The following is a 14,469-nucleotide window of genomic DNA, read 5'->3' on the forward strand; positions in this document are numbered from 1 at the left end:
CGCCCCCGGTTCAAGTAAAGGATTCGCACCATGGCTTCAATCACCCTCAACAACCTGGTCAAGAAGTATGGCGACGGGTTCCCCGCCGTCAACGACATCAGCATCGACATCGCGGACGGCGAGTTCATCATTCTTGTCGGCCCATCGGGATGCGGGAAGTCCACGCTGCTCCGCATGATCGTGGGCCTCGAGGACATCACGGACGGCGACCTCCTCATCGACGGGCAGCGCGTGAACGACAAAGCGCCCCGCGACCGCAACCTGGCGATGGTCTTCCAGAACTACGCGCTCTACCCGCACCTGACGGTGTACGAGAACATCGCGTTCCCCCTGCGCCTGGCCAAGGGCAAGCACTCCGAGGAGCAGGTGAACAAGCTGGTCACCGAAGCCGCAGCCACCCTGGAGCTCACCGACCACCTGCAGCGCAAACCGGCGAACCTCTCCGGCGGCCAGCGGCAGCGTGTCGCGATGGGTCGCGCGATCGTGCGGCAGGCGGACGCGTTCCTCTTCGATGAGCCGCTGTCCAACCTCGACGCGAAGCTCCGCGGCCAGATGCGGTCTGAGATCTCGCAGATGCAGCGGCGCCTCGGCGTCACCTCCGTCTACGTCACCCACGACCAGACCGAAGCCATGACCCTCGGCGACCGCGTGGCTGTCCTGAAAAAGGGCGAACTGCAGCAGATCGCCTCGCCCCGCGAGCTCTACGAGCAGCCGCGCAACCTGTTCGTGGCCGGCTTCATCGGCTCCCCGTCGATGAACTTCCTGCCGGCGACCCTGGAGGGCACCACCCTCAAGACCGCCATCGGGGACCTCGAGATCCCTGCGGAGAAGGCCCGTACAGCGGCAGGCAAGAAGGTGGTCCTCGTGGGGGTACGCCCTGAGTTCTTCGAGGACGCGAAGCTGGTGGAGGACGCCAAGAGGCCCCACGGATCCACCTTCCGGGCCACCCTGACGCACACCGAATGGCTCGGCAACGAGCAGTACGGGTACATCAACTTCGATCCCGCGCCCGAGATGCGGGACCTGCTCAACAGCCTCGCCCGCGACATGGACGCCGACGAGCTGCGCCCGCAGGTCGTCGTCACCCTCGACGCGTCCAGCCGCATCCGCGGCGGGCGCGAGGCTGAGCTCTGGGTGGACACCCGGAAGCTCCACCTCTTCGACGCGGAGACCGGGGAGAACCTGACGCGTGACGCCGAAGCCGGCGCCGCGCTGACCCGTGAAGCTGCCGAAGAGCGTGCCGAGGAGATCGCGACCGCCCAGCAGGCCGACGGGCGGAGGACCTCCGATGGTTCCGGTGGCGGCAACGGCGTGACCGGCGGGAGCCCCGCCACCGTCGATGCCGGGCGGACCGGTGGCGCGACAGCGGCGGGCGGCAAGCACGCCGCGGGCTGACAGGACCCGCCCCAGCGCCCGCACACGGCGCATCCACGGACAGGATCGGTACCCGGAAGGGTGCCGGTCCTGCTGTGTAGTGTGGCCCTATGGTCGAATACGACGGCGCCGCGCAGGTCTCCGCCATCAGCGGGGGCTACGCCTTCGAGGGGCCCGCGCTGCACCTCGGCGCCGCGCTCGTGGACGGAACCCTCCATATCGACGCGCAGGTCCGCCTTCCCCTCGCGATGATGAACCGGCACGGCCTGATCGCCGGCGCGACGGGAACCGGCAAGACGGTCACCCTTCAGGTGCTCGCCGAGCAGCTCTCCGCTCACGGCGTCCCCGTCTTCCTGTCCGACATCAAGGGGGACCTCACCGGCCTCTCCGCGCCTGGGACGGCGTCGGAGCGGCTCGCGGAGCGCACGGTGAGCGTAGGACAGCACTGGGCCCCGAGGGCCTTCCCTGTCGAGTTCCTGTCCCTCGGTGGCGACGACGACGGCGTCCCCGTCCGGGCCACCATCTTCTCGTTCGGGCCCCTGCTCCTCAGCCGCGTCATGGACCTCAACGAGACGCAGGAGTCGAGTCTCCAGTTGGTGTTCCACTACGCCGACACGAACGACCTGGAACTGCACGACCTGGCGGATCTGCGCGCCGTCATCGGATTCCTCACCTCGGAGGACGGCCGGGACGCCCTGGAGTCGCTCGGCGGGTTGTCGAAGGCGACGGCCGGCGTGATCCTCCGCGAGCTGGTCACCCTCGAGGCCCAGGGCATGGGAGCCTTCTTCGGCGAGCCCGCGTTCGACACGGCCGACCTCCTCAGGACCGCTCCGGACGGGCGGGGCGTCATCACGGCGCTGGAACTCGTCGCCGTCCAACAGAAGCCGCGCCTGTTCTCCACCTTCCTCATGTGGCTGCTCGCGGACCTGTTCGCCGAGCTCCCGGAGGTGGGGGACACCGACAGACCCCGCCTCGTGTTCTTCCTCGACGAGGCTCACCTGCTCTTCGCCGGATCGTCGAAAGCGTTCCGGGAAGCCATCCGGACGACGGTGCGGCTCATCCGGTCGAAAGGCGTGGGCATCTTCTTCGTCACCCAGTCGCCGAAGGACATCCCGGGGGACGTCCTCGGCCAACTGGCGAACCGGATCCAGCACGCACAGCGCGCGTTCACGCCCGACGACGCCAAGGCCCTCCGCGCCACCGTGTCGACGTTCCCCAGGAGCCCCTACGATCTCGAGGAGGTGCTGACCTCGGCCGGCATCGGCGAGGCCGTCGTCACCGTGATGAACGAGCGGGGCTCCCCGACGCCGGTCGCGTGGACGCGCCTGCGTTCCCCCGAATCGGTGATGGGCCGGGCACCGGAGGGCGTCGTCCCCGCCGTCGTCGCGGCCTCCCCGCTCCTCCTCCGCTACCGCGAGTCGATCGACAACCACTCCGCGTCCGAGAAGCTGACCGGGCGCCCCTCGTCGCGGGCTGCCGGAGCATCAGGCTCGGAGCGTCCGGGCCCCGGCGCCTCGCACGACGAGCGTGAGGCGGAAGCACGCCGCATCGAGGAGGACATCCTCGGCGTCCCGTCCGGACCGGGGCAGGCGCGCACCGGGCGCGCGGGAGGTGGGACGCAGGGCACCGGCGGGCCGACGGGTCGCCGCGGCCCCGATCAGGACGAGGTGACCGACATGGTGCTGAAAGCCGCCGGGGTCATCGGCAAGGAACTGGCGCGCGGACTCTTCGGTACCAGGCGCCGCCCGCGGCGGCGGTACTGATTCGATGGGCCTCCGCCCGGACGGACGCGGATCGTGCTGATCGAGATCGTCAGTTCCACCCTCACCGTGCTGGGGCTGGTACTGCTCCTCGCCGCGCTCGTCGTCCGGCTCGTGTACGGCTCGTGGATCCGCACACAGGCCATCACGTTCGAGCACGAGGGGCACCCCTACCTGCGCTGGCACGACCACCGGTTCCGCATCGCCGAAGGCCTGTGGTCCAGCGGCTCCCGGCGTGACCGGCTGCCGCCCCCGCCACCGCTACCGCCGGGCCAGGAAGTCACCATCTTCTACCAGGCCCGCCACCCCACGCACTGGTCGCTCGAGCGGCCCTACCGGGGCACGCGCCGCATCGCGATCGTCGGGCTCGCCTGCGCCGTCGTCGGGGTCGTCCTGGGCTTCGTGCCCGGGTGATCCGGGCCCACCCGGTAACGTGGGACCGTGCACATCACCCCGGTCCAGAAGGTCCTCGCAGCCTGGCTGCTCGGGCTCCTGCTCGTGGGTGCAGCTTTCGTGGCCACCGTCTCCTTCCTGAACGGGCGGCTCTACAGCCCGGAACATCAGGTGGACCTGTACCTCGACGCGCTCCGTGACGGCGACGGCGGGGAAGCCCTGGGCCTGCTGAACGCCTCGGTGCCGGAGGGATCCAACCCTGTCCTGCTCGACGGCGACGCGCTCCGCACGGCGAGCGCGCCGGTGGAGGACGCCGAGGTCGGGGATGCGCGGGACGCGGGCGGCGACCGCGTCGAGGTCCCCGTGACCTACACCCTCGACGGCGCGGAGACGACGACGGTCTTCCCGCTCGAGCGCATCGACACAGAGTGGGGATTCTTCAATGTCTGGCGCTTCGAGGAGTCCGTGCTGCCCACCGTGCAGGTCACCGCGCAGAACAGCGTGGAGGCGGCGGTGAACGGCGTCGACGTCGGCCTCCCGGGGGGCACAGCCGGCCTGGCCTCCTTCTACCCGGCCGCCATCTCCGCGCAGTACGACGGGAAGTTCTTCGCCGCCCCGGAACTGCACGCCGTCGTGACCGGCCCGGAGCCGCTGCCTCCCCTGGCCCTCGCGACGGAGTTCACGCCGGAACTCACCCAGGCGGTCGATGCCGAACTGCGGGCCTTCCTCGACGGGTGTGCGAAGCAGACCGTCTTCCAGCCCACCAACTGCCCGTTCAACTACGTGACGAACGAGCGCCTGGCCGGGGACATCACCTGGTCGATCGAGGAGTACCCGGCAGTCAGCATCACCCCCGACGGCGGCGACTGGCTCCTGGCGCCGCTGCGCGGGTCCGCGCGGATCGACACGCAGTTGCGCGACTTCTTCTCCGGGGCGGTCCGGGACGTCTCCGAGACGGTCCCGTTCGAGTTCGAGGCCGATCTCACGGTGACCGAGGACCGGGTCACCGTCACGCCGGTCGTCCGCTACTAGCCCCACGCACGTGGGCCCAAGGTCTCAGGGGATGAGCTTCTCGGCCCGGTAGCGCTCGAACAGGGCCGTGAACGCGTCGAGGGTCCGCCGGTACCCGGTGAAGCCGGCCACCCTGCTCTTGCCCATGTCGGTCACCACCTCGATCCCCCGCCCGAGGTCGCTGTCCGTGTGCCACCAGGACGCCATGCGGTCCAGCCGGGGTTCCGCCAGGCCGTGGCGTCCAGCGAGGTCGGCCCACTGGTCCTGCCGCCCGGCCATCGCCTGCTCGAGCGGCCGCGGCGCACCGTCATAGCCTTCCCAGTCGACGCCGAACCAGGCGGCGAGCTGCGGCCACATCCACCGCCACCGGAAGAGGTCACCGTTGACGATGTTGAACGCCTCGTCGGCGGCCGCCGGGGTCGTCGACGCCCACAGCATGTGGTCCGCCAACAGGCCCGCGTCGGTCATGTCCGTCAGCCCGTTCCACTGGGTCTCCGACCCGGGGAACACGAAGGGCTCGCCCGTGTCCCGGCACAGGGCGGCCTGCGTGGCAAGCGTGAGTCCCATGTTCATCGCATTGCCGACGGCGTGGCCGATCACGGTGTGCGCCCGGTGCACGGACCAGGTGAAGCCCTGATCCGCCGCGGCCGCGAACAGCTCGTCCTCCTGCGCGTAGTAGAAGTTGCGCACCGGCAGGCGCGGCTCCTCCTCGTGGAACGGCGTGTCCGCCATCTCGCCCGCCGCATAAGCCTCGAAGGGCCCGAGGTAATGCTTGAGCCCGGTCATGAGGGCCACGTGGGCGACGTCCTTGCCGCGCAGGGCCGCGAGCAGGTCGCGCAACATGGCGGCGTTGACCTCGATGTTCTCCTCCTCGGTATCCCGGCGGGACCAGGCGGTGAAGAAGACGTGCGTCGGGCGCTCCGGCGCGAGGACGGCGGCGAGTGCCTCCGCCGAGGTCAGGTCGGCCGAGAGCCAGCGAACGCCCTCTCGCGCGGCTCCGGGTCTCCGGGACAGGGCGAGCACCGGCCACCCCTCGGCGGTGAGCGTCTCGACGAGCGCCGATCCTGCGATGCCGGTCGCCCCCACCACGAGGGCCGTTCGCGGGCTGCTGCCTGCCGGGTGGTGATCGGTCGTCATGGTGCGCTCCTCGGGGTGGTGCTGCGGGCAAAGTGCCGGCAACGGTGGATGGACGGCGGCGCACCGGCGTCAGAGCCGGGGCATCGGAGCGTTCGCGGGGGAACGCCGCGCCGGGTCTGGACGCCCGGCGCGGCGGCACGCCCGTGCGGCGGGTGGGGTCAGTCGAGGCCCCGGAGGTCCAGGGTCAGGCTCGTCTCACCGTCGGCCGTGAGCGTGACCGGGATCCCCCAGTCCTGCTGGTACAGGTGGCACGCGGCGTGGTCGGGGATCTCCCCGCCCGGCTCGCCGTCACAGGACGCCGCGCGGGCGGTGATGTGCAGGACGCCGTCGCCCACCTCCGGGGACAGCACGAGCTCGCGGGTCAGGCCCGTGGACGTGCCTGCGCCCGAGACGAGCAGTGATTCCGGTGACGCACTGATCTTCAGCTGCGTGGGATCGCCCCAGCGGTCGTCGAGCTTCTGGCCCGTCGGGGCGGTGAAGCGCACGGTGAGGCCGATCGGGCCCGCGGCCATCGGCGTCGTGGGCCGCTGGGTCTGCGAGGCGCCCTCGTCGACGGCGAGGGCCTCCTTGGGCAGCGGGACCCGGACCAGCTGGTGCCGGTTGGTCTCGACGACGATCAGCAGCGGGTCGCCGCCGTCGGCCACCGGTGTCAGGTCGACGAGCACGTCGGACGGTTCGGACAGGCCGCGCAGAAGGGTGGAGACCCGGCGGGTCGCGGGGTCGTACCGGCGGACGGCCCCGTTGTAGGTGTCGGCGATCGCGATGGAGCCGTCCGGGAGCGCAGTGACCCCGAGCGGGTGCTGCAGACGCGCCTGCTCGGCGTCGCCGTCTCGGAAGCCGAAGTCGAACAGGCCGGTCCCGACGGCGGTCTGCACCTGCACGCGGGGGCGGCCGTCGACCTCGAGGAAGGACAGGATCCGCACGGAGGACGTCTCCGAGTCGGCGATCCAGATGCTGCCGTTGGCGTCCTCCGCGAGGCCCGAGGACTGGGCGAACCACGCGGCCGACGCGTCGCCGTCGAGCAGGCCCTCCAGGCCTGTGCCGGCGAGGATGTCGACGGCGTGGGTGCGGGGGTCGTAGGTGAAGATCTGGTGCGTCCCGGCCATGGCGACCACCACGCGGTCCAGGACGGTCGAGTGGAGCACGTCCCACGGCGAGGACAGCGACACGTTCAGGGCGTCGGCGCCGAGCGCCGTCTCGGTGAGGCGCGGCGCCTCGCTCTCCGCCGCCACGTCGAACGCGTTCTCCTGCAGTCCGGTCCTGCTGTGGTTGGCGGCGTCGAGCAGCCGCTGGGTGCCGTTGCCCGCGAGGGTGCGCACCTCGCCCGTGGCGAGGTCCACGCCGCGCAGGCGGTGGTTCACGGAGTCGGCGACGACGACGTCGTACCCGACCTCCGCGGCCAGCTCCGCGGGCAGCAGGGCGAGGCCCTGCGGCTCGTTGAACTGCGCCTCATCGGCACCCCCGTCGCGGAAGCCCTTCGCGCCGGAGCCGATGGTGCGGCGCACCGTGACGAGGTCCGCCTCGAGCTCGACGAGCCGGTGGTGGCCGGTGTCGCCGGCGAGGAACGTGCCCGTGGCGGGCAGTGCGAGCAGCTTGCCGGGGAACTTCAGGTCCCCCGCAGTGCTCTCGGCCGGGACGTACGGGCCGTCGCCACGATGCAGCGTGCCCTTGGCTTCGTGTTCGGCGACGAGCTCGTCGACGAGGGACGTGAGGCCCGCGGCGTGGCCCTCGCCGGAGAGGTGGGCCACGATGTAGCCCTCGGGGTCGATCACGACGAGCGTCGGCCAGGCGCGAGCCGTGTAGGCCTGCCATGTGGTCAGCTCGGGGTCGTCCAGGACGGGGTGGTGGATGTCATACCGTTCGACGGCGGCGGCCAGCGCTTCCGGGTCGGCCTCGTGCTCGAACTTCGGCGAGTGCACGCCGACCGTCACCAGGACGTCCGAGTGCTGCTCCTCGAGCGGACGGAGCTCGTCCAGCACGTGCAGGCAGTTGATGCAGCAGAAGGTCCAGAAATCGAGGATCAGGACCTTGCCGCGGAAGTCCTCCAGGGAGAGGTCCCTGCCCCCCGTGTTCAGCCAGCTGCGCCCCGTCAGCTCGGAGGCGCGAACCCGGTAGGCAGTGCGGGTGGAGGCGATAGTCATGCGTTCAATTCTCCCGTAACGGTGTGTGCGGATGCCAACCGGGTGCCACACCCCGTCATCGGGTGCGCGGCGCGACTCCTGGGGTATCCCGATCCGGCGGCACTGGCGACAACGTAGGACGGCCCCACAATATGCCTGAGACCCGTGATCCGGTGCTACGGCCGGTCAGCCCTCGTCCCGTGCGGTGGTCACGCGCGGCGGGGCCGGTGTGCCAGGACGGGCGGGGTCGGCGTCGCGCGCGGCGAGGTCGGCGAACATGCTGTTGTACGCCGCGAGGTCGGCGTCGTTGTTCCGGTCCGCTGCCCGGTCCTTGCGCTTCGTCTCCCGCGCGTCCGACCGCGACCACACGATCGCGACACCGATCGCGAGCAGCAGCGTGGGGATCTCGCCCACTCCCCACGTCACGGCGCCCCCGATCTGCTGGTCGGCGAGGGCGGAGGGGCCCCATTCACGGCCCATGGTGCCGAACCAGGAGGCCTGGAGCAGCGAGGTCGAGCCCATGAGGGTCACGCCGAAGAAGGCGTGGAAGGCCATGGTCGCGAACAGGAGAAGCAGGCGCATGGGGTAGGGGGCCCGGTACGGGACGGGATCGGACCCGATCATGGACAGCACGAAGATGTAGCCCGTGATGAGGAAGTGCGTGATCATCAGCTCGTGGCCCACGTGCTCGCGCAGCGCGAAGCCGAACAGCGGCGAGTAGTAGAAGACGACGATGGAGGCCACGAAGTTGCCGGCCGCGACGAGCGGGTGGGTGACGATCCGCGACGGCAGGGAGTGCACGATCACGAGGATCCATTCCCGGATGCCGCGCGTGCCGTCCCGCCGGGCACTAAGTGCCTTGAGCGCGAGGGTGACGGGCGCGCCGAGGACGAGGAAGAGCGGCACCACCATCGTCAGGGCCATGTGGTCCACCATGTGCGCGCTGAAGAGGACCACGCCGTAGATGGCGGGGGCCCCGGACGTGAAGTAGGTCAGGAGCATGAGGCCCACCAGCCAGCTCACGAGCTTCAGCGGCGACCAGGAGTCGCCGCGGCGGTGCAGCTTCAGGACGCCGAGGACGTACGCGACGGCGAAGGTCAGCGCGACCGCGATCCACAGCCAGTCGGGCCGCCACTCGGTGAACCAGCGGGCGACGGTGGGCTCGGGCGGAAGGTCGTACCCGGTCAGGATCCGCGCCGGCCCCGCCTCGGTGGGCAGTTCCTCCGAGCGGGGCGGTGCCGTGCGTCCGAGGGCCCCGGCCACGCCCAGCACCGAACCCATGATGACGAGTTCGACCGTGATGAGCTGCCACAGCACCCGGCGCGCGGACATCCTCGACGCCGCGGTGCCGGCGGGAGCCTCGAGCTGCGGGATGATCCACTGCCGGTGCATCCAGCCGATCCCGCCCAGCAGGATCGTGGCGATGGTCTTGAACGTGACGAGCAGTCCCCACGAGGAGCTCAGCTGGCCCAGATCGGAGATCCGGAGACTGGCGTTCACCACGCCCGAGGCGACCACGAGGACGAAGGCGAAGCCGGCGAGGGCGGAGAAGCGCTTGAGGACAGGGAGGGTCTGTTCGCCGAGCAGTCCGCCGACCACGGCGAGGGCGATGATCCCGCCGACCCAGAGGCAGGCACCGACCAGGTGCAGGGCGATCGAATTCACCGCGGCATTGTGGTCGTCGCCGCTGGCGGAGTGGCCGATCAGGGCCATGGGCAGCAGGTTCAGGAGCGCGAGCATCAGGGTCAGGGCCAGGCCGGTCTGCGACCGCACACCGAAGAGGATGGTCGCCAGGACGGCCGAGACGATGGTCGTCACGAGCCAGGCACGCCCGGTGGAGAAGTCGGTGAGGAACGCAGCGAGCCCCTGCGTGTAGGCAGGGTCGGTGCTGAGCGGCAGTCCCGCCGCGTCGGAATAGGTGAAGATCATGACGCCCAGCGCGCCGAGCGTCCACGCGACGGCGGACACGGCGGCGAGCAGCATCACGCGCGAGAAGGCCGGATGCTCCGCGGCGGTTCCCGCGGGCTTCCGGCCCACGGAGCCGACCCGGCGCGGAAGCAGGAAGACGGCGAAGACGAGGGCGCCGATGGTCCCGGCCGCCGCGGTGTTGTTGAGCACCTTGGCGACGGGCAGGCCCCACCGGGTCAGGGCGCCGGGGTCGCCGAGCTGCCGTGCGGCGGCTGCCCCGCTGTAGAGCAGGGCGACGACGAGGGCGACGAGGACGACGGTGCCGGCCAGGACGAGCCAGCCCGTCCCGACGGCACGCTCGGGGGAAGAAGCGGCGGCAGTCTCCCGGGGTTGCTTCACAGAGGTGGGCACGTACACCATTCTCTACCCCGAGTAGAAATAGGGCCAATCTCCGGCCCGGGGGCGCCTGCGCTGAACAGGCCCCGGAACGCCAGAGGACCGCTGCCGGGTGGCAGCGGTCCTCCGGCGTTCGGCAGGAACTACTTGGCGGAAGCCTTCAGCTTCGAGCCGGCGGTCAGCTTGACGCTGTGGCCGGCGGCGATCTGGATGGTCTCACCGGTCTGGGGGTTGCGGCCCGTACGGGCAGCGCGGCTGGTGCGCTCGACGGCGAGCCATCCGGGGATGGTGATCTTCTCGTCCTTGGCGATGGACTCGGAGAAGACGTCGAACAGCGCATCGAGGACGCTGTTGACTGCAGCCTGGCTGGTGTCAGCCTTCGCCGCTACCTCTGCAACAAGTTCACTACGGTTCTTAGCCAATTTTGTCCTCCTGGACGTCACTCTTCTGAAAGAGCTCTTCGCGGTATTCGAAAAGCCTCTGTCCGAAAACCTACCAGCTTGGAGCCCCTGACCCGCGTGTTTACGCGGCTTTTCGGCGGAAACACGGCCGTGTTGACACCGTTGTCCTGCCCTCCGGCCACATCGGGTGCCAACACGAAGAAGCCGCCACCCGAGGGTGACGGCTTCTTCGGTTACCGCGCGGAGCGGCGGATGATGCAGTGGGGCGGAACGCCCCGGCGGCTGGCTACCAGCTCGACTTGGTCACGCCGGGCAGCTCGCCCCGGTGCGCCATGTCGCGGAAGCGGACACGCGAGATGCCGAACTTCTGGAGCGTGCCGCGGGGGCGGCCGTCGATCTGGTCGCGGTTGCGCAGGCGCACCGGCGAGGCGTTGCGGGGAAGCTTCTGCAGGCCGAGGCGGGCGGCTTCGCGGGCTTCGTCGGTGGCATTCGCGTCGACGAGGGTCTTCTTGAGCTCGAGGCGCTTGGCCGCGTAGCGCTCGACGATGACCTTGCGCTGCTCGTTACGAGCAATCTTTGACTTCTTGGCCATGCTTAGCGCTCCTCTCGGAATTCGACGTGCTTGCGGATCTTGGGGTCGTACTTCATCAGGACCATGCGGTCCGGATCGTTACGACGGTTCTTGCGCGTCACGTAGGTGTAGCCCGTCCCGGCGGTGGACTTCAGCTTGATGATCGGACGTACGTCCTTGTCCTTGGCCATTAGAGCTTCACTCCCCTCGCGAGGATGGACGCGACGACCGCGTCGATGCCACGCACGTCGATGGTCTTGATACCGCGGGCCGAGACCTGCAGCGTCACGTTGCGGCGCAGGGAAGGCACGTAGTAGCGCTTCTTCTGAATGTTGGGGTCGAACCGGCGCTTGTTACGGCGGTGCGAGTGCGAAATGCTGTGTCCAAAGCCGGGCTCGGCTCCGGTCACTTGGCAGTGGGCTGCCATAACTCTCCTCCAGATTAGATGAACGTGACGGAATCACTTGTTGGGCGTCCCGCCACCAGTAATGACACCGTTATTACTGCAGCTTTCCGGAGGTTGACCTGGCAAGGTGAGAACCTGCCGAAGCGCCTCGCCGCGGGGAAGACGGTGAAGTTCAGGCGGGGCGCGGCCTTGCGGCCGGCACAGCCTTCGATTCTAGGTAGTCGCGGGTCGCTGGGCAAATTGTTCCCGTCCGTGGACGGGCGTCATCAGCCACAGCCAAACGCCCTACCATCCTACCGGCAGGATCAGGCGTGGCCAAAACGGGTCAGTCGTCGATCTGCCCGTCCCTGCCGACGACGGCGGGCTCGTCCGGACCGGCACCGAGCCGCTCCCCCTCGACGACGGCGTCGGAGTCCACGATCGCGTTCCGCACGAGCGCCCCAGCGGTCACCCGCACGCGGTTCAGCAGCACGGAACCCTCGACGACCGCCCCCTCCTCGACCGTCGCACCGGAGCCCACGACGCTCCGTCGCACCGTTCCGTGCACCCGGGCGCCGGGGGCGATCAGCGAGCTCGAGACGACGGCGCCGTCGCCGATGAACGCGGGCGCCAGCACCGCATGGTCGGTGAGGATGGGCCAGGTCGGGTCCGCGAGGTCCAGTCCGTCGCCGTCCACGAGGTCCAGGTGGGCGCGGAGGTAGTTGACCGGCGTGCCGAGGTCGCGCCAGTAGCCCTGGAGCCGGTGCTCGACGACGGAGTCCTGCTCGACGAGGTACGGCACCAGGTGATCCCCGTAGTCACCCAGGTCGTCGCGTGTGTCCGCCAGGTGTTCGAGGGTCTCGAGGAGAGTCGTCGCGGTATAGAGGAAGATCTCCGTGGTGACGATCCGCGTCCGCGGCTCCTCCGGCTTGTAGGCGAAGTCGGTCACGCGGCCGTCGCCGTCCACCGCCACCACGCCGTGGGCGGAGGCGTCGCCGTCGAAGTCGACGGTGACCATGGTGAGCGCGGCCCCGCTGTCGAGGTGCGTGGCGACGACGTCGCGGTAGTCGAGGCGGTAGAGGTGGTCGGCGCTGAGGACGAGGACCAGGTCCGGCGCGAAGTCCCGGATGGAGGCGGCCTGCCGGAGCAGTCCGTCCGCGTTCCCCTCGGCGAACCCCTCGCCGTCGCCCCCGCTGAACGGGGGAAGCACCAGCAGCCCCCCGTGCGTGCGGTCGAGGTCCCAGGGCCGGCCGTTGCGCAGGTGGTCGTTGATCGTCTTGGCCTGGTACTGCTCCATGACCCACACATCGGAGATGCCGCTGTGGTGCAGGTTGGACAGCGGGATGTCGATCAGCCGGAAGCTGCCGCCGACGGGCAGGACGGGTTTGGCCCGCTGGTCGGTGAGCGCTCCGAGGCGTCCTCCCGCCCCGCCGGCGAGCACGATCGCGAGGATGCGCGGCGGGCGCCGGGCCTTCGTCTGCTGGTCCATGGGCCGTCCTGTCGTGTCGTGTGCTGTGGTGGGGTCGTTCCGGTCACCGGCTCCCATCGGCCGGGATGGTCTACCGGCCGTCGTGCGGGCTTCCCTGCGCAGACCCGCCGCTTGCCCGGGCCGCCCCCGCAGCTGTGTCGCCGTCGGCCAGGACCCAGTGCGCGCTGTCCATCCCGCGGAGGATCTTGCGGCCCACCCGCTCGAGGTCGGCGACGTCCCGGTCGTCGAGGGCGTCGAAGACGGTGGAGCGGACCTGCGCCACATGGGACACCGCGAGTCCGGTGAGCATCTCGAACCCGGCGGCCGTGAGGGAGGCCGTGGTCACCCGCCCGTCGGACGAGGACGGCAGCCGGGTGACCCAGCCGCGCCCCTCGAGCTTCTTGACCACGTGGCTGAGCCGGGAGAGGGACGCCGTGGACCGGGCGGCGAGCTCGCTCATGGGCAGACTGGTGCCCTCCGCCTCGGAGAGCATCGCCAGGACGTGGTAGTCGAAGAGGGTGACCCGCGCCTCACGGAAGAGGTGGGCGTCGAGGTTCGCCGGTAGCAGTGAGGTCAGCGCGTAGAGGGCCAGCCATGCCCGCCGCTCGTCGGGTGTCAACCAGTGCGCCATGCGCTCATTCTGGCATACGGGCCCACGCCTCCGACGGCCCGCGCAGCCGGTCCGGCAAGGTTGCGGAGGCGATCCGCCCCGTGGTCGCCGCCGGCCTCAGGCGCTGATCGACGCCCAGTGCGGGCGGCTCAGCCCGGGGTACTTCGGAGCCAGGTCGTCACCGGACGAGACGCCCCGCAGCCGCCTGCCCACCCAGGGCGTCAGGTACTCCCGCGCCCACTGCGCATCGGCGCGCAGCTGCGCTGCCCGGTTCAGGGCGGGGCGCGCCTCGAGCTCGGGCAGGTCGATCCGGTGGGACGCCTTGATGGCCTCGAGCACGCGTGCGGCCATCAGCGTGTGCCCCGCGACGGACATGTGCATGCGGTCGACGTCCCAGTAGCTCCAGTCCTGGAATTCGCGCAGCCGCCAGTAGTCGACGATCGTGGCATCGTGCCGGTCGGCGATCTCGCGCACCCACTCGTTGTAGACGGCGGTCCGGCCCCGGGTCTTCCCGAAGACCGCGGACCCCGCGGCGTCGAAACCGGTGAAGAGCACGACGGCGGCTCCCGCCGCGCGGAGCCGGCCGACGCCGTCGTCGTAGCGGGACATCAGGAGGTCGATATCGACGCGCGGGCGCAGGATGTCGTTGGCACCGGCGTACACGGTGACGAGCGTCGGCTCGAGCGCCAGGGCGGCGTCGACCTGCTGGTCGAGGATCTGCCGCATCTTCTTGCCGCGGATGGCGAGGTTCGCGTAGCCCCACGACTCGTCGGCGAGCACCAACTGCTCGGCAACACGGTCCGCCCATCCCCGCACACCGTTGGGCGACGCCGGGTCCCAGTCGCCCACCCCTTCGGTGAAGGAATCGCCAAGAGCCACGTATCGCTGGGTGTAGGTCACGACCAAACATTACCCCGGCGGCCGCGGCCACCGGG

14 protein-coding genes are annotated in these 14,469 nt (G+C 70.1%); 4 read left to right on the top strand and 10 right to left on the bottom strand.

From position 1 onward, the window contains the following. The first annotated feature begins 30 nt into the window (after nt 1-30). The 4 genes from ACX80F_RS13790 to ACX80F_RS13805 all read left to right on the top strand — a co-directional run bounded on the left by ACX80F_RS13790 (nt 31) and on the right by ACX80F_RS13805 (nt 4,559). A complete protein-coding gene (locus ACX80F_RS13790; RefSeq protein ID WP_459336975.1) occupies nt 31-1,395 on the top strand; it encodes an ABC transporter ATP-binding protein in 1,365 nt (454 codons plus the stop codon). 89 nt (nt 1,396-1,484) lie between these two features. Further along, nucleotides 1,485-3,137, top strand: coding sequence for a helicase HerA-like domain-containing protein (locus ACX80F_RS13795; protein ID WP_459336976.1), 1,653 nt, complete (start codon nt 1,485-1,487; stop codon nt 3,135-3,137). Between the two features lie 33 nt (nt 3,138-3,170). After that, nucleotides 3,171-3,548, top strand: coding sequence for a hypothetical protein (locus ACX80F_RS13800; protein WP_459336977.1), 378 nt, complete (start codon nt 3,171-3,173; stop codon nt 3,546-3,548). A gap of 27 nt (nt 3,549-3,575) precedes the next feature. After that, nucleotides 3,576-4,559 (top strand): hypothetical protein, encoded by a 984-nt coding sequence (locus ACX80F_RS13805; protein ID WP_459336978.1) that lies wholly within the window; start codon nt 3,576-3,578, stop codon nt 4,557-4,559. 24 nt (nt 4,560-4,583) lie between these two features. Here ACX80F_RS13805 and ACX80F_RS13810 read toward each other — a convergent pair whose 3' ends face one another. From ACX80F_RS13810 to ACX80F_RS13855, 10 genes are all read right to left on the bottom strand, one after another. Continuing rightward, entirely contained in the window at nt 4,584-5,675 is a 1,092-nt protein-coding gene (locus ACX80F_RS13810) for an SDR family oxidoreductase (RefSeq protein ID WP_459336979.1), read from the bottom strand. Nucleotides 5,676-5,833: 158 nt separating this feature from the next. Beyond that, the gene (locus ACX80F_RS13815; RefSeq protein ID WP_459336980.1) at nt 5,834-7,816 is read right to left on the bottom strand and encodes an NHL domain-containing thioredoxin family protein; all 1,983 of its coding nucleotides are present in this window, start codon (nt 7,814-7,816) and stop codon (nt 5,834-5,836) included. Between the two features lie 165 nt (nt 7,817-7,981). Then, entirely contained in the window at nt 7,982-10,114 is a 2,133-nt protein-coding gene (locus ACX80F_RS13820) for a cytochrome c oxidase assembly protein (RefSeq protein WP_459336981.1), read from the bottom strand. Between the two features lie 128 nt (nt 10,115-10,242). Then, nucleotides 10,243-10,521: an HU family DNA-binding protein gene (locus ACX80F_RS13825; protein ID WP_043441577.1), complete on the bottom strand. Its 279-nt coding sequence runs from the start codon at nt 10,519-10,521 to the stop codon at nt 10,243-10,245. Between the two features lie 265 nt (nt 10,522-10,786). Further along, nucleotides 10,787-11,092 carry a 30S ribosomal protein S14 gene (gene rpsN, locus ACX80F_RS13830; RefSeq protein WP_026532176.1) on the bottom strand — a complete coding sequence of 102 codons (306 nt, stop codon included), beginning with the start codon at nt 11,090-11,092 and terminating at the stop codon, nt 10,787-10,789. 2 nt (nt 11,093-11,094) lie between these two features. Then, nucleotides 11,095-11,262 carry a 50S ribosomal protein L33 gene (rpmG, locus tag ACX80F_RS13835; RefSeq protein WP_019481734.1) on the bottom strand — a complete coding sequence of 56 codons (168 nt, stop codon included), beginning with the start codon at nt 11,260-11,262 and terminating at the stop codon, nt 11,095-11,097. Beyond that, nucleotides 11,262-11,498: a 50S ribosomal protein L28 gene (gene rpmB, locus ACX80F_RS13840; protein WP_043441573.1), complete on the bottom strand. Its 237-nt coding sequence runs from the start codon at nt 11,496-11,498 to the stop codon at nt 11,262-11,264. The genes rpmG and rpmB overlap by 1 nt, the downstream gene beginning before the upstream one ends. Before the next feature lie 304 nt (nt 11,499-11,802). Continuing rightward, the gene (locus ACX80F_RS13845) at nt 11,803-12,945 is read right to left on the bottom strand and encodes a glucose-1-phosphate adenylyltransferase family protein (RefSeq protein ID WP_459336982.1); all 1,143 of its coding nucleotides are present in this window, start codon (nt 12,943-12,945) and stop codon (nt 11,803-11,805) included. Between the two features lie 70 nt (nt 12,946-13,015). Beyond that, nucleotides 13,016-13,555: a MarR family winged helix-turn-helix transcriptional regulator gene (locus ACX80F_RS13850; protein WP_459336983.1), complete on the bottom strand. Its 540-nt coding sequence runs from the start codon at nt 13,553-13,555 to the stop codon at nt 13,016-13,018. A gap of 96 nt (nt 13,556-13,651) precedes the next feature. Next, nucleotides 13,652-14,434, bottom strand: a complete 783-nt coding sequence (locus ACX80F_RS13855) for an SGNH/GDSL hydrolase family protein (protein ID WP_459336984.1) — start codon at nt 14,432-14,434, stop codon at nt 13,652-13,654. Between the last annotated feature and the right edge of the window lie 35 nt (nt 14,435-14,469).

This window comes from Arthrobacter sp. TMS2-4, from assembly GCF_054511075.1.

Bases quoted from the DNA above. Each gene is read 5' to 3' on its own strand.
- ACX80F_RS13790 (WP_459336975.1), top strand. From the start codon at position 31: ATGGCTTCAATCACCCTCAACAACCTGGTCAAGAAGTATGGCGACGGG.
- ACX80F_RS13795 (WP_459336976.1), top strand. From the start codon at position 1,485: ATGGTCGAATACGACGGCGCCGCGCAGGTCTCCGCCATCAGCGGGGGC.
- ACX80F_RS13810 (WP_459336979.1), bottom strand. From the start codon at position 5,675: ATGACGACCGATCACCACCCGGCAGGCAGCAGCCCGCGAACGGCCCTC.
- ACX80F_RS13815 (WP_459336980.1), bottom strand. From the start codon at position 7,816: ATGACTATCGCCTCCACCCGCACTGCCTACCGGGTTCGCGCCTCCGAG.
- rpsN (WP_026532176.1), bottom strand. From the start codon at position 11,092: ATGGCCAAGAAGTCAAAGATTGCTCGTAACGAGCAGCGCAAGGTCATC.
- rpmG (WP_019481734.1), bottom strand. From the start codon at position 11,262: ATGGCCAAGGACAAGGACGTACGTCCGATCATCAAGCTGAAGTCCACC.
- rpmB (WP_043441573.1), bottom strand. From the start codon at position 11,498: ATGGCAGCCCACTGCCAAGTGACCGGAGCCGAGCCCGGCTTTGGACAC.
- ACX80F_RS13845 (WP_459336982.1), bottom strand. From the start codon at position 12,945: ATGGACCAGCAGACGAAGGCCCGGCGCCCGCCGCGCATCCTCGCGATC.
- ACX80F_RS13850 (WP_459336983.1), bottom strand. From the start codon at position 13,555: ATGGCGCACTGGTTGACACCCGACGAGCGGCGGGCATGGCTGGCCCTC.